Source organism: Streptomyces minutiscleroticus, from assembly GCF_014650875.1.
Classification (GTDB): domain Bacteria; phylum Actinomycetota; class Actinomycetes; order Streptomycetales; family Streptomycetaceae; genus Streptomyces; species Streptomyces minutiscleroticus.
Genome location: NZ_BMVU01000004.1, coordinates 179,796 through 194,267, shown reverse-complemented (window position 1 = coordinate 194,267; position 14,472 = coordinate 179,796). Strand labels below are relative to the sequence as shown.

Here is a 14,472-nt window from a genome sequence, read left to right as displayed (position 1 = left end):
GGTCATACGCGACAGCCGCAGGCCGCGCGGAATTCGGGAAAAGGCAGGAGCCCCGCTGCGCGAGGGCGCGGGGCTCCTTGGGTACTGCTATCCGTTCCGGATCAAAGCATTGGGCTCGTGGAGCCGAAGGCTCAGACGGGGGTGACGTTCTCCGCCTGCGGGCCCTTCGGACCCTGGGTGACGTCGAAGGTCACCGCCTGGTTCTCCTCGAGGGAGCGGAAGCCGCTCGCGTTGATGGCGGAGTAGTGGACGAAGACGTCGGGGCCGCCGCCTTCCTGGGCGATGAAACCAAAGCCCTTTTCGGCGTTGAACCACTTCACGGTTCCGGTAGCCATAAGCCCTCCTTGGGCCCAAAGGGTTGCCCTGCTCCAGAACCTGCAAGTGTGAAAACAAGTGCATACGTCTGAAAACGACGAGAGCCCGCGGTCACATGCTCCGCAGGCTCTGTACTGCAAGGGAAACCAAACTGCAACTTGCGGCGAGCCTAGCACGAGGGCAGCCGAAAGCAATAGAGGGCAAGATCACTTCACCCGGACGTTTGAACGTCCCGCGATCCGGGATGACGACACGGTGTCGAAACTCTTGACAGAAGAGGTCCCGGTGGTTTTCGGAACCACCCGTGGACCCTGAAGCCTGCACCGTACCTCATGAGGGCTAGCCTCGCGATGTGGACAATTCTCGCACCCGGCCGCGCGTCGGCCACATCCAGTTCCTGAACTGCCTGCCGCTGTACTGGGGGCTCGCGCGCACGGGGACCCTCCTCGACTTCGAGCTCACGAAGGACACCCCGGAGAAGCTCAGCGAGAAGCTCGCGCAGGGCGACCTCGACATCGGTCCCGTCACCCTGATGGAGTTCCTCAGGCACGCGGACGACCTGGTCGCCTTCCCCGACATCGCCGTCGGCTGCGACGGCCCGGTGATGTCCTGCGTCATCGTCTCCAAGGTCCCGCTGGAGCAGCTGGACGGCGCCCGCGTCGCCCTCGGCTCGACCTCGCGGACCTCGGTGCGCCTCGCGCAGCTGCTGCTCGCCGAGCGGATCGGGGTCCGGCCCTCGTACTACACCTGCCCGCCGGACCTCGGCCTGATGATGCAGGAGGCGGACGCCGCCGTCCTCATCGGCGACGCCGCGCTCCGCGCCAGCCTGCACGACGCACCGAAGTACGGCCTGGACGTGCACGACCTGGGCGCCATGTGGAAGGAGTGGACGGGCCTGCCGTTCGTCTTCGCCGTGTGGGCGGCCCGCCGCGACTACCTGGAGCGCGAGCCCGAGGTCGTGCACAAGGTCCACCGGGCGTTCCTGGACTCCCGCGACCTCTCGCTCGAGGAGGTGGGCAAGGTCGCCGAGCAGGCGGCGCGCTGGGAGCCGTTCGACGCGGAGGTGCTGGAGCGGTACTTCACGACGCTCGACTTCCGCTTCGGCGGGCCGCAGCTCGGCGCCGTCGCCGAGTTCGCCCGCAGGGTCGGCCCCACGTCGGGCTTCCCCGCGGACGTGAAGGTGGAGCTGCTGCGGCCGTAGCCGCGCTCGCGGCCACGCGGGTGGCACGGAAGGCGCGGAAGGCGCGGTCGTGACGGCAGCCGTCGCGACCGTCGCGGCAGCCGTCACGACCGCTGCGGCAGTCGCTGCAGCCGTCGCGGCAGCCGTCACGACGGCCGGGCCCGCCGTCGCGACCGTGGCCGCCGCCACCCGCCCCGGCCGCCGGGCGGGCCCGGGGCCCCGCGCTCCGCAGGCACTACGCTGCCTGCGGAGTGCAGCGCGTCCGGGGGAGGCACCGCCATGCAGCCGCTCGAAGCCGGCGAACCGGCCACCATGGGGCCCTACCGGCTGCTCGGCCGGCTCGGCTCGGGCGGCATGGGCCGCGTCTACCTGGGACGCAGCGCGGGCGGCCGGACGGTCGCGGTCAAGATCGTGCACCCGCACTTCGCGCTCGACGACGAGTTCCGTGCCCGCTTCAGACGCGAGGTCGAGGCGGCGCGCCGCGTCGGCGGGGCCTACACGGCGCCGGTCCTGGACGCGGACCCGGAGGCCCCGGTCCCCTGGGTCGCGACCGGCTACGCCGCGGGCCCCACGCTGACCGCCGCGGTCACCGGCTCGGGCCCGCTCCCGGAGCACTCCGTACGCGTCCTGGGCGCCGGTCTCGCCCAGGCGCTGGCGGCGGTGCACGGCCTGGGCCTCGTCCACCGCGACGTCAAACCCTCGAACGTCCTGCTGACCGTCGACGGCCCGCTGCTCATCGACTTCGGCATCGCCCGGGCCACGGACGGCACCGCCTCCCTGACCGCGACCGGCGTGAGCGTCGGCTCGCCCGGCTACATGGCCCCCGAGCAGATCCTCGGCAGGGGCGTCGCCGGGGCCGCCGACGTCTTCTCGCTCGGCGCGGTCCTGGCGTACGCGGCGACGGGCGAGCCCCCGTTCCCCGGGGACTCCTCGGCCGCGCTCCTCTACAAGGTGGTGCACGAGGAGCCCGAACTCGACGGCCTGGACGGCGCGCTGCGCGAGCTGGTCGCGCGGTGCCTGGCCAAGGAGCCCGGCGACCGCCCGGCCCCCGGGGAGATCGCCGCGCGCCTCGTCCCCGAGGGCGCGGCCCGGCTGGTGGCGGCGGGCTGGCTGCCGGGACCGCTGGTCGAGCAGGTCGGCCGCAGCGCCGTGGAACTGCTGAACCTGGAGGCGGCCGGCCCGGTCCCCTCCGGCCCGGTGGGCTTCAGCAGCCCGTCCGTGGACGCGGCCCCCGCCGCCCCGGCCGCGGGCACGGCACCCGCCGGGGTGTTCGGGCCGCCTCCGGTCATGCCCGAGGGTGCCGCGTACGGCGGCACGGGGGATGCGCGGGGCGCGGCGCACGGCGGCGGCACGCAGGGCGGTGCCGCCTACGGCGGCACGGTCCCGCCGCCCCCGCGCCGGCCGGTCCCGCCGAACCCGCCGGAGCCGCACGACCCGGAGACGGCACCGTCCGACGCGCGCCCGGAGCGTCCAGGGCGTCCGGGGCGGGTCTCGGTCAGCGTGGCCGCCGCCTCCACGGCGGCGGAGGGCGGCCGGGGCCGCCGAGTCAGCTGCACCGTGGCACTGGCGGTCGCGGGAGCGCTGGCGGCGGTGACCGTCGGCTCGGCGTTCCTGTTCGACCTGATGCCGGGGCAGGGCGGGAGCGGCGACCAGGACGGCGGGGCGGCGTCCACCCCGGGCGCGAGCGCGACCGCCGGTGCGATCCCGGCCTCCTACCTGGGCACGTGGGAGGGCGACGCGATCGCGCTGGGCGGCACCCTCCCCATGGGCACGTTCCGCGTCACGGTCCGGCAGGGCGACGTGGGCGAGGAGTTCGGCACGTTCCGCCAGACCGACCGGATCGGCGGCCGCTGCGACGCGGCCCTCGTCCTGAAGGAGGCGTCGGGGGAACGGCTCGTCGCCACCAGCGTCGCCGCAGAGGACAGCGCCCCGCAGTGCACGAAGGGCGAGCACGAGGTCCTGCTGACCCCGAAGGGCGACGTCCTGACCTACGAGACGGACAACGCGGAGGCGGGGAACCCGACGGCGCGGATGACGAGGGTCGGGTAGCGGCGGACGGCGACCAGCGGGACCGCGGCCGTTCGCGCGCGAGTCCCGCGACCGGTACGGCGGTACGCGTGGGTCGCGGGACTGATACGGCGGTATGCGCGAGTCGCGTAACCGGCGCGGCGGTATGCGCGAGTTCCGTGGCCGGTACGGCGGTACGCGCGAGCAGTGGCGCCAGGGCGCGTCACCCGGGCCGGGACGGGCCGGGCCGGGTGACGCGGCATGGCCGGTGGCCCGGGGCGGCGGGACGGCCGGTGGCGATGCGGGCGTCCGCCGGATCAGGCCCTGTCCTTCCTCCGGCGCCTTCCATAAGATCCCCGTAGCTCCGGCCCGGCCGGCCTCCGGTTCCGCTCCCGCCCCCACGACACCAGGACATCCGCCATGGCGCGACGTACCCCTTCCGGTCCGGCGGGCAGTCCGCCGGCCGGGCCGCCCGGTGCGCCGGGCGGCCGATGCCGCCGTGCCCCGCGGCCGTTCCCCCGCGGGGCCGCGGGATGAGCGACGCACTGCTGATCGCCGTCGCCGCCCTCTGGGGCGCGGCGGCCGGCGCGCTGCTGCCGCGGGCCGCCTACCGGCTCGCCGTGCCGCCCGAGGAGCCGTGGCGGACGGCGTGCCCCGAGGGGCACGCCGTCACCGGCTGGCTGGGGCGGGCGCGGTGCGTGCCGTGCGGGCGCGCGTACGGGCGGACCCTGCCCGTCGCGCTCGCCGGCGCCGCCGTCTGCGCGGCCCTCGCCGCGGCCACCGGGCCCCGGCCCGAGCTGGGCGCCTGGCTGCTGCTCGCCCCCGCCGGCGTGCTGCTGGCCGTCGTGGACTTCCGCGTGCAGCGGCTGCCGGACGTGCTGACGCTGCCGCTGGCCGCCGCCGCGCTCGTCCTCCTCGGCGCGGCGGCGCTCACGCCCGAGCACACCGGCGACTGGCCCACCGCGCTGCTGGGCGCCCTCGCGCTGGGCGCCGGCTACTTCGTCCTCTTCCTGATCAACCCCGAGGGCATGGGCTTCGGCGACGTGAAGCTCGCGCTCGGGCTGGGGGCGGTCCTGGGGTGGTACGGCTGGGGCACGGTGCTGCTGGGGACCTTCGCCGGGTTCCTGTTCGGGGGGCTGTACGGGATCGGGCTCGTCGTGCTGCGGCGGGCCGGGCGGAAGACGTCGATCCCGTTCGGGCCGTTCCTGATCGCCGGGGCCTTCGTGGGCACCCTGATGGGGGCCGCCGCGGCCTGACACCGTGCCGGGCCGTGCCGGACCGCGCCCGGTCCGGCACCGGGCTCCGCCCGGCCGGTCGCGAGGGCCGCGGAAGCCCGGCGCCGGGGCCGTCCCGGCCGGTCCCCGGAGCCGTCGCGGCCTGGCGTCCGGGGGACGAAAACGCTGGCGTACGCTGGTCTGGACTCCACAACCCTTACGAAAGGGACGCACTGGTGACCGAGAAGGCCGACCTCCCGTCCATCGATGTCACAGCCGTCCTCGACCGTGCGGCCGCGGGCGGGCGGATCACCCCCGAGGAGGCGGTCGTCCTCTACCGGGACGCCCCGCTGCACGCGCTGGGCGCCGCCGCCGACGCCGTGCGCCGCCGTCGCTACGCGGGCACCGAGCACATCGCGACGTACATCATCGAGCGGAACATCAACTACACGAACGTCTGCGTGACGGCGTGCAGGTTCTGCGCCTTCTACGCCGCACCCAAGGACACCGCCAAGGGCTGGACGCGCGACCTGGACGACATCCTGCGCCGCTGCGCGGAGACCGTCGAACTGGGCGGCACGCAGATCATGTTCCAGGGCGGACACCACCCCGACTACGGCGTGGAGTACTACGAGAAGCACTTCGCGGCGATCAAGAAGGAGTTCCCGGAGCTGGTCATCCACAGCCTGGGGGCCTCCGAGGTCGAGCACATGGCCCGCATCTCCGGCGTGAGCGTGGAGGAGGCGATCCGCCGCATCCACGAGGCCGGGCTCGACTCCTTCGCCGGCGCGGGCGCCGAGCTGCTGCCCGAGCGGCCGCGCAAGGCCATCGCCCCGCTGAAGGAGTCCGGCGAGCGCTGGCTGGAGATCATGGAGACCGCGCACCGGCTGGGCGTGGAGTCCACCACCACGATGCTCATGGGCACCGGCGAGACCAACGCCGAGCGGATCGAGCACCTGCGGATGATCCGCGACGTGCAGGACCGCACGGGCGGCTTCCGCGCCTTCATCCCGTACACCTACCAGCCCGAGAACAACCACCTGAAGGGCCGCACCCAGGCCACGCTCTTCGAGTACCTGCGCATGATCGCCATCGCGCGGCTCTTCCTCGACAACGTGGCCCACATCCAGGGCTCGTGGCTGACCACCGGCAAGGAGGTCGGCCAGCTCTCCCTGCACTACGGCGCGGACGACCTCGGCTCGATCATGCTGGAGGAGAACGTCGTCTCCTCGGCCGGCGCCAAGCACCGCTCCAACCGCCTGGAGATCATCGACCTGATCCGCAAGGCCGGGCGGGTGCCCGCGCAGCGGTCCACGACGTACGAGCACCTCGTCGTCCACGACGACCCGGCGAACGACCCCGTCGACGAGCGCGTCGTCTCGCACATCTCGTCCACGGCGATCGACGGCGGCACCGCCCACCCCGAGCTGAAGCTCCTCGCCTCCAACTGAGGTCCGGGTGGCGACGATCCACACCGCCGGCCTCCTCCTGGCGGACCCGGCGGGAGGCGCGCGGCCGTCCCCCGTACCCGGTGGCGCGGTGCTCGTGAACGGCCGGGAGATCGCGGCCGTCGGCCCCTTCGAGGAGCTGGCGGCCGCGCACCCGCGGGCCCGGGTGCGCCGCTGGCCGGGGCTGCTCGCCCCCGGGCTGCTCAACCCGTACGGGCCCGAACTGCTGGAGCGGGCCTACCACCCCGACCCGCGCGAGGCCGGCGAGCTGGGCGGTGAGCCGCTCACCGGCGCGGCCCTCGCGGCGCTGCCCATGACGGACACCCGCTGGGGCGCGAGCGCGCGGCGCGGGGCGCAGCGGATGCTCGCGCACGGCACGGTCGCCGTCGCCGGGCCGCTGCGCGCTCCGGCCGTGGCGGACGCCGTGCGGCGGTCCGGGCTGCGGGTGCTGCCGCGCACGGCGGAGCCGGAGGGCGCGCCCTCGCTCGACCCGCTCGCCGGGTGCGCCGACCCCCTCGCGGTGATGCCGCTGCCGCTCGGAGGGCCGGGCGCGGACGCGACGTTCGCCGTCTTCGACGTGGACGGCCTGCCCGCGCTCGCCGCGGGCGGGGCCGCGACCTGCGTCGCCACGGTGGTGGCGGGACGGCTGGTGCACCGGCGGCGGTGACGGGCGGGCCCCGGCGCGAACCGGGAACGACTCCGGCCGGACCGCGCACGCGGCGGCCCGGCCCGTGGGCACCTCCCCCGACGCGAGGGCTCGATCGGGGGCCTTCGCCGACGCGGTGGATCAGCCCGAGAACGCCTCCGCGAACGCCCCCGCCTCCTGCTCCACCCCGCTGCAGTCCGTCGCCGCGTCGTCGGAGGACGCGTCGTCGTCGCACCGCTGGTCGCGGAACGCGGACCACAGGGAGACCCAGGCGATCCCCTTCTCCTCGGCGAACGCCCGGACCTGCGCGGCGTCCTGAAGCGTGAACGTCTCGCCGTCGACGTCGTTCACGCCGATCATCGAGGTCAGCGCGAGCCCCTTCCAGGCACCCGCAGAGGAGAGCCCGAAGACGTCCCGGAGCTGGTCGTGCGCGGCCTTCGCCGAGGTGACCGCGTAGTCGCCCATGTCACCGTCGTACGAACTGCCGTAGTTCATCGTCATGACGTTGACGGTGGAGACCTGCACGCCGTGGTCGTTGGCGGACTCCAGCAGCGCCAGGCCGTCGTCGTCCAGGCCGGACGGCATGACCGGCAGGGTGAAGGAGACCGACAGGTCCGAACGCTCCTCCTGCAGCGCGGCGATCGCCTCCGAGCGCAGCGCGACCGAGCCGGAGTCGGCCAGCTCGTCGCCCTCGATGTCGAAGTCCGCCAGGTCGGTCCCGGCGGCGTCGAGCGCCGCGGCGTAGGCGTCCGCGAGGCCGTCCGCGCTGTCGCAGGCCGCGGCGAGTTCGTCGCCGGACGCGCCGCCGAAGGAGACGCGCACCGAGGCGCCGGACTCCTTCAGGGCCTCGACGCGCTCCTTCACGTCCGGGTCGTCGACGGCGTACGTCCCGTTCCACTTCGGCGTGCAGTCACCGCCGTCCGCGATCACGAACGCCAGGTTGTAGGCCGCCGGCGAGCCCGCGTCGTCGTTGGCGGAGGCGGTGGTGGCGCTCACGTACGGGGCGTACGAGGTGCTCGGCGCCGCCCCCTGCGCGGTGGTCGCGGAGGGGGCCGGGGACCGCGCGGGCGCGGCGTCCGAGGAGCCGTCCGGGCCGGCGGAGCAGCCCGCGCACGCCAGCGCCGCCAGACAGACGAGCCCGGCGGCCGGCCTCAGGAAACTCCTCATCGCGCATGCACCCGCTCTCGTGATTTCTGTCTCGGCACGGAAACAAAGCGTGTTTCCGGAGTGGGAATGTCTCACATCCGGCTGGGGTCCGTGCGGACAGCAAACCTACAGGAGGTGCACGGGTGCGGGCGGGTGGAAATCCTTAATTCGCCGCCTTGGGCAGGGTGTTCGGTACCTCCTCGGTGACCTGCGGAGATGTCGTGCGGCTGGCATTCTCAAAGGGAAAGGACAGGTCCGGGCGTTTCTCAAAGCCGCCTCACATGAAAGCAGGGGAGGACGCCACATAAAGCCGTCCTAATATCCGGGGAATGCATTCCGAGCCTGCCATCGAAAACCGCGCGGTCGTGCGCGGCCGCCGCCGCAAACGCGGCAACGGGCCTGAAGAAGGCCCCGTCTTCGTCGACAACTCCGGGCGCCGGGCCAGGCTGCTGCGCCGGATCGGCACCCTCGTCGGCATCGTCTGTCTCGGGTACGCGGCCGTGCTGGGCATGGCCTTCATGGGCTTCGGGACCTCCCTCGCCCCCTCCTCGCTCCTGCCGTTCGCCGGCGGCGGTCCGGACGGCGCGCGGAACGCGGTCCCCGGCGACGGCACCCCGCCCGCGCGGCCCACCGGCACCCCGCCGTCGGGCGCGCCCACGGGCGCCGCGCCGTCCACCGCCCCCACCGCCCCGGCGTCCGCCTCCGCGGCCGCCGACGCCGACTGAGCCGGGGGCAGCCGCACTCATGACCACGACGACGTCCCCGCGCGGCCGCCGCCGCGCACCCACCCGGATGGAGCGGGCCGCGGGCCGCGCCGCGGCGCTGCAGCGGCCGCGCGTCATCCTCGCCCTGCTCCTGCTGCTCGCGCTGACCAGCGTGATGCTGCTCGACGGCTATCTGCGTGCCGAGGTCGGCGGCGACGAGCGCGTGCGCACCGGCGCCGGCTCCGGCGACGTCCCCGACGACGTCCTGGAGGGCGGGCCGATCCTGTCCTTCCCGGGCGGCGAGGCGCAGAACGGGTCCGCGCCGGACAGGACCATCGTGCTCACCTTCGACGACGGCCCCGACCCGACCTGGACCCCGCAGGTGCTGAAGGTGCTGGAGGAGCACGACGTGCCGGGCACCTTCTTCCTGGTCGGCTCGATGGTCTCGCGCTACCCGGGCATCGTGAGGAACCTGGTCGACCAGGGCAACGAGGTGGGCATCCACACCTTCACGCACGTCGACCTGTCGTACCAGAGCGACGCCCGGATCACCCGGGAGATCGAGCAGACGCAGCTCGCGCTCGCGGGCGCCGCGGGCATCACGACGACGCTGTTCCGCGCCCCGTACTCCTCGGAGACGGACGCCATCGACAACTACAGCTGGCCCGTCTACCAGAAGCTCGGCGAGCAGGGCTACACCAGCGTCTTCGTCGACACCGACAGCGACGACTGGAAGAGGCCCGGCGTCTCCAAGATCATCAAATGGGCCACGCCGGAGGACGGCGAGGGCGCCGTGGTGCTCTTCCACGACGCGGGCGGCGACCGCGCGCAGACGGTGAAGGCGCTCGGCACCTACATCGAGAGGATGAAGGCGAAGGGCTACACCTTCACCACGGTCAGCGGCGCCCAGCAGGCCGCCGACGGCCGGGCCGCGGGCACGTCCGCCGCGAGCGGTACGGACGGTGCGGACACCGCCGACACCGCCGACGGTACGGACGACGCGGGCACCGGGCAGGCGGACGGCGAGCGGGCGGACACCGGGGCCCCGGCTGGCGCACCGCCCGGCGGTCGGGACGGCCAGGGCGGCGGGGCGGGTTCCGCCGGCTCCGCGCTCCAGGCCGCGCACCGCGAGGCCACCGGCACGACGCTGTACGAGGGCAAGGCGCTGGTCGCGGCCGTCGCCGTGGCCGAGTGGACCGTGCCAGGACTCGCCACGGGCCTCGGGGTCGTCGGCGTCGCCGTCCTGGCCCGCTTCGGGATGATGCTGGTCCTGGCCCGCCGGCACCACCGCAAGCGCAACAAGCGCCGCTTCTCGTGGGGGCCTCCGGTCACCCGCCCGGTGAGCGTGATCGTGCCCGCGTACAACGAGAAGGAGTGCATCGCCAACACCCTCGGTTCCCTGGCGCGCAGCACGCACCCCATCGAGATCATCGTCGTGGACGACGGCTCGACCGACGGCACCGCCGAGATCGCCGAGTCGCTGGGGCTGCCCAACGTCCGCGTCGTCCGGCAGGAGAACGCGGGCAAGCCGGCCGCCCTGAACAACGGCGTGCGCCACGCCGGTCACGACATCGTCGTGATGATGGACGGCGACACCGTCTTCGAGCCGGACACCGTCCGCCACCTCGTGCAGCCCTTCGCGGACCCGGAGGTCGGCGCGGTCGCGGGCAACGCCAAGGTCGGCAACCGGAGGACGGTCATCGGCGCCTGGCAGCACATCGAGTACGTGATGGGCTTCAACCTCGACCGCCGCATGTACGACCTGCTGCGCTGCATGCCCACCATCCCGGGCGCGATCGGCGCGTTCCGCCGGGAGGCCGTGCTGGAGGCCGGCGGCATGAGCGAGGACACGCTCGCCGAGGACACCGACATCACCATCGCGCTGCACCGCGCCGGGTGGCGCGTGGTCTACCAGGAGCACGCCAGGGCCTGGACGGAGGCGCCCGGTTCGCTCAAGCAGCTGTGGAGCCAGCGCTACCGCTGGTCGTACGGCACGATGCAGGCCCTGTGGAAGCACCGCGGGTCGCTGACGGACAAGGGGCCCTCGGGCCGCTTCGGCCGGGTGGGCATGCCGCTGGTGGTGCTGTTCCAGATCGTCACGCCGGTGTTCGCGCCGCTGATCGACGTGTTCACGGTCTACGCGATGGTCTTCGTCGACTTCAGGGCGTCCCTGCTCGCCTGGCTGGCGGTGCTGGCGGTCCAGCTCGTGTGCGCGGCCTACGCGTTCCGGCTCGACCGCGAGCGGTACCGCCACCTGCTGATGATGCCGCTCCAGCAGCTCGCCTACCGGCAGATGATGTACCTCGTCCTCATCCACTCCTGCGTCACCGCGCTGACCGGCGGCCGCCTGCGCTGGCAGAAGCTCAAGCGCACCGGCGAGGTCGGCACCCCGGCCGGGGCGAACTGATGGCCCGGGGCACGGAGCCGCAGCCGTACGAGCCGTACGATCCGCATCCCCCGGTCCCGTCGTACGGCCCGTACGACGGGACCGGGCAGGCGTACGGCCCGTATCCGCAGACGCACGGCACGCACGGCATGCACGGTACGTACGGCGTGTACGAGCCGGAGCCGTACGCCGGGACCACGGTCCCGCCGCCGGTGGCCGGGGCGGAGCCCCGACCGGAACCGGTCCGGGAGGCGCCCCCGGAGCGGGAGCCGGAACCGGAACCGGAGCGGGCGGAGCCGGCGGGGAAGGGCGGCCGGGACCGCTACTTCGACGTGCTGCGCGCCGTCGCACTGGTCCGGGTCGTCACGTACCACACCTTCGGCTGGCCGTGGGCGGGCATGGTGTTCCCCTCCATGGGCGTCATGTTCGCGCTGGCCGGCACCCTGATGGCGAAGTCGCTGGAGCGGCCCGCGGGCAAGGTGATCAGGAGCCGGCTGCGCCGGCTGCTGCCGCCGCTGTGGTTCTGGGGCTTCTTCGTGGTGCTCGCCATGCTGGTCCACGGCTGGGTGCCGGACCGGCGGATCGTGTTCTGGGCGGTGCCGCTCGGCGATCCGCCGGGCAGCGCCTGGGGCGAGCAGGCCTGGGAGATCCTCTGGTACCTGCGGACGTACCTGTGGTTCGTGCTGCTCTCGCCGCTCCTGCTGCGCCTCTTCCGCCTGGCGCCCGGGCCCGTGCTGCTGGCCTCCCTGGCGCCGGCCGTGGTGTTCCGGTACGTGTGGCAGCCGCCGGACGGCCGGCTCGGCAGCGCGCTCACCGACCTCGCCACCTACCTCTTCTGCTGGCTGCTCGGCTTCGCGCACCGCGACGGGCTGCTGCGGCGGTGGCGCCCGGCGGCGGTGGCGCCGCTGTCGCTCGCGGCCCTCGCGTACGGCGCGTGGTACGCGTTCGCGCACCAGGGGGAGTACGGCGGTTACGACCTGGACGACATCCCGCTCGCCCAGGCGTTCTTCTCGGCGGGCTTCGTGACGCTGCTGATGTACGCCAAGGAGCGGTTCGCGGTCGACTTCGCGGGCCTGGCGCGCGTGCGGTGGCTGGACCGGGCCGTGACGGTCTTCAACGCGCGGGCCGTGACGCTCTACCTCTGGCACGAGATCGCGCTGATCCTGGCGGTGCCGCTGATCGACACGTTCTGGGACGTGCCGGCCTTCGAGAGGTACCTGCCGCTGGAGAGCCAGTGGTTCCTGTTCGGCGTCGGCTGGGTGCTGATCGCGGCGGTCGTGCCGCTCGCCGGCTGGGTGGAGGACGTGGCGGCGCGCAGGAAGCCGCGTCTGCTGCCCCGGTGAACCCGTGCCGCGGTACGGGCCGGGCGCCTGCCGGGCGTCCGGCCCGTCCTGCCACAATGGGGACCGTGACCCGCGCATCCCTGGACAAGCAGCCGCACGAAGTCGCCTCGATGTTCGACGACGTGGCGGAACGGTACGACCTCACCAACGACGTGCTGTCCCTCGGCCAGGACCGGTTGTGGCGCAGGGAGGTCGCGAGGGCGGTCGACGCGCGCCCCGCGCAGAAGGTCCTCGACCTCGCCGCCGGCACGGGCACCTCCTCGCTGCCCTTCGCCCGCACCGGCGCCTACGTGGTGCCGTGCGACTTCTCCCTCGGCATGCTCCAGGTCGGCAAGAGGCGGCGGTCCTGGCTGCCGTTCACGGCGGGCGACGCCACGAGGCTGCCGTTCCGCGACGACACCTTCGACGCGGTGACGATCTCCTTCGGCCTGCGCAACGTGCAGGACACCGACACGGCGCTGCGCGAGCTGTACCGCGTCACCCGGCCCGGCGGGCGGATCGTGATCTGCGAGTTCTCGCACCCGACGTGGACGCCGTTCCGCACCGTCTACACCGAGTACCTGATGCGCGCGCTGCCGCCGGTCGCCCGCGCGGTCTCCTCCAACCCCGACGCCTACGTCTACCTCGCCGAGTCCATCCGCTCCTGGCCCGCCCAGCCCGAACTCGCCGAGCGGCTGCGCGGGGCCGGCTGGTCGAAGGTGGCCTGGCGCAACCTCACCGGCGGCATCGTCGCCCTGCACCGGGGCTTCAAGCAGGACTGACGGAGACGCCCCGGGCGGCCGGGGACGCCTCCGACCCCGTTCCGGCCGGGGGACGCCCCCGATCCCCCCGGCACGGGACCGCGCGTCCCGTGCCGGGGAGGGCCGCTAGCCGGCCACCGGGACCGGGTCGTCCGGGTCCTTCGGGCCGTCCGGGCCCTCCGGACCGGACGGCGGGAGCGGGCCCTCCGGGACGGCCGGCGGTTCGTCGAGTTCGCGGAGCACGCCGCCCGGCTCCGGACCGGGCCGCCGCGGCTCGTGCACGCCCGCGCCCCCGTCGCCCTCGCCCTCCCCGAAGTCGAACCACACGGTGACCACGGCGCCGCGCGGCACCTCGACGCCGGACGGCGGGTACTGCCGTACGACGTGGTCGACGACGGTCCCGTGGAAGTCGGGCCGGTCGGGCGCGGAGAGCTGCACCCCGCCCGCCTCCGCCGCCTCGCGTGCGTCCGCGGCCATCAGGCCGACCAGCTTCGGCACCCGTACTTCGGGTGTCTTGGGTGTTATGCGCACAGATGTCACCCCCAGCGGTGCCGGCAGGCCAAGTCCTGACGGGTACCTGCCGGAAGTCGTCGGGTACCCGTACGGCACCGCCCGGAACCGGTGGGGCCGGAAGCAGACCGGCCGGATCCGCCCGGGGAGCGCGCCGCGCCGGCCTCGGAGCGCCGGCCGGCAGCGACGCACCGGCCCCGGAGCGACGACCGGCAGCAGCACGCCGGCCTCAGAGCGCCAGCCGGTAGCAGCGCACCGGCCGCCGCGAGCGCGGTGCGGTCAGCGTCTCGGCCGGCTCCATGCCCAGGCGGCGGGCGACCGCGGCGGAACGCTCGTTGCGCGCGTCGACCATCGCCACCACGTCCTTGACGCCCGCCGCCCGCAGCCGGTCCAGCGCGGTGAGCGCGGCGGCGGTGACGTACCCCTTGCCCCAGTACCCCCGGCCCAGCCGCCAGCCGATCTCGGTCTCGCCCGCCGGACCCCACTCGTGCGGCCACGGCTGCGCGCCCGTGAAGCCGACGACCCGGTCCTCCTCGTCGAGCAGCGTCCACAGGCAGTGGCCCAGTTCGGCGTCGTGCCGGCGCTGGCGCGCGGTCAGCTCCATGTACACCGACAGCTCCGCCGGCCGGCCGCCGAGGAACTCCATGACGTCCGGGTCGGCGAAGACCTCGTGCCAGGCGAAGGCGTCCTCGTGGGTGGGGACACGCAGGCGTACTGCCGGAAGCGCTCGTTTCGTCACGGGGCAGCCCTTCAGCCGGTCGACCAGTACCGCTGCATAGACTGCCCATGTCCAGTGCCCGTCAGCACGCAGATTTCGAGTCTGGGGAGAACCC

General features: G+C 74.0%; 13 protein-coding genes. 9 read left to right on the top strand and 4 right to left on the bottom strand.

Annotated elements, in window-relative coordinates:
• Positions 1–131: 131 nt before the first annotated feature.
• Positions 132–335, bottom strand: coding sequence for a cold-shock protein (locus IE271_RS08035; protein ID WP_033319512.1), 204 nt, complete (start codon positions 333–335; stop codon positions 132–134).
• Positions 336–667: 332 nt separating this feature from the next.
• Between IE271_RS08035 and IE271_RS08030 the strand changes: the two genes are divergently transcribed.
• From IE271_RS08030 to IE271_RS08010, 5 genes are all read left to right on the top strand, one after another.
• Positions 668–1,516 carry a menaquinone biosynthetic enzyme MqnA/MqnD family protein gene (locus IE271_RS08030; protein WP_190189487.1) on the top strand — a complete coding sequence of 283 codons (849 nt, stop codon included), beginning with the start codon at positions 668–670 and terminating at the stop codon, positions 1,514–1,516.
• Positions 1,517–1,774: 258 nt separating this feature from the next.
• Positions 1,775–3,544 carry a serine/threonine-protein kinase gene (locus tag IE271_RS08025; RefSeq protein WP_190189486.1) on the top strand — a complete coding sequence of 590 codons (1,770 nt, stop codon included), beginning with the start codon at positions 1,775–1,777 and terminating at the stop codon, positions 3,542–3,544.
• 491 nt (positions 3,545–4,035) lie between these two features.
• Positions 4,036–4,758: a prepilin peptidase gene (locus tag IE271_RS08020; RefSeq protein ID WP_190189485.1), complete on the top strand. Its 723-nt coding sequence runs from the start codon at positions 4,036–4,038 to the stop codon at positions 4,756–4,758.
• Positions 4,759–4,952: 194 nt separating this feature from the next.
• A complete protein-coding gene (gene mqnC / locus IE271_RS08015; protein WP_190189484.1) occupies positions 4,953–6,167 on the top strand; it encodes a cyclic dehypoxanthinyl futalosine synthase in 1,215 nt (404 codons plus the stop codon).
• A gap of 7 nt (positions 6,168–6,174) precedes the next feature.
• Positions 6,175–6,831, top strand: coding sequence for an imidazolonepropionase-like domain-containing protein (locus IE271_RS08010; RefSeq protein WP_190189483.1), 657 nt, complete (start codon positions 6,175–6,177; stop codon positions 6,829–6,831).
• Positions 6,832–6,951: 120 nt separating this feature from the next.
• On the opposite strand, the gene IE271_RS08005 is transcribed toward IE271_RS08010, so the two are convergent.
• Positions 6,952–7,977 carry a chitinase gene (locus IE271_RS08005; protein ID WP_190189482.1) on the bottom strand — a complete coding sequence of 342 codons (1,026 nt, stop codon included), beginning with the start codon at positions 7,975–7,977 and terminating at the stop codon, positions 6,952–6,954.
• A 308-nt stretch (positions 7,978–8,285) separates the two neighbouring features.
• On the opposite strand from IE271_RS08005, the gene IE271_RS08000 reads away from it, so the two are divergent.
• The 4 genes from IE271_RS08000 to IE271_RS07985 all read left to right on the top strand — a co-directional run bounded on the left by IE271_RS08000 (position 8,286) and on the right by IE271_RS07985 (position 13,150).
• Positions 8,286–8,681, top strand: coding sequence for a hypothetical protein (locus IE271_RS08000; protein ID WP_190189481.1), 396 nt, complete (start codon positions 8,286–8,288; stop codon positions 8,679–8,681).
• A 19-nt stretch (positions 8,682–8,700) separates the two neighbouring features.
• Positions 8,701–11,067, top strand: coding sequence for a bifunctional polysaccharide deacetylase/glycosyltransferase family 2 protein (locus IE271_RS07995; protein ID WP_190189480.1), 2,367 nt, complete (start codon positions 8,701–8,703; stop codon positions 11,065–11,067).
• Positions 11,067–12,389, top strand: coding sequence for an acyltransferase family protein (locus IE271_RS07990; RefSeq protein WP_229919190.1), 1,323 nt, complete (start codon positions 11,067–11,069; stop codon positions 12,387–12,389). Before IE271_RS07995 ends, IE271_RS07990 begins: the two co-directional genes overlap by 1 nt.
• Before the next feature lie 65 nt (positions 12,390–12,454).
• Complete coding sequence (locus tag IE271_RS07985) at positions 12,455–13,150, top strand: demethylmenaquinone methyltransferase (RefSeq protein ID WP_190189479.1); 696 nt, start codon at positions 12,455–12,457, stop codon at positions 13,148–13,150.
• A gap of 105 nt (positions 13,151–13,255) precedes the next feature.
• On the opposite strand, the gene IE271_RS07980 is transcribed toward IE271_RS07985, so the two are convergent.
• On the bottom strand, positions 13,256–13,660 hold the full coding sequence (locus IE271_RS07980; RefSeq protein ID WP_190189478.1) for a PASTA domain-containing protein: 405 nt from the start codon (positions 13,658–13,660) through the stop codon (positions 13,256–13,258).
• Between the two features lie 208 nt (positions 13,661–13,868).
• Positions 13,869–14,405 carry a GNAT family N-acetyltransferase gene (locus IE271_RS07975; protein WP_190189610.1) on the bottom strand — a complete coding sequence of 179 codons (537 nt, stop codon included), beginning with the start codon at positions 14,403–14,405 and terminating at the stop codon, positions 13,869–13,871.
• Between the last annotated feature and the right edge of the window lie 67 nt (positions 14,406–14,472).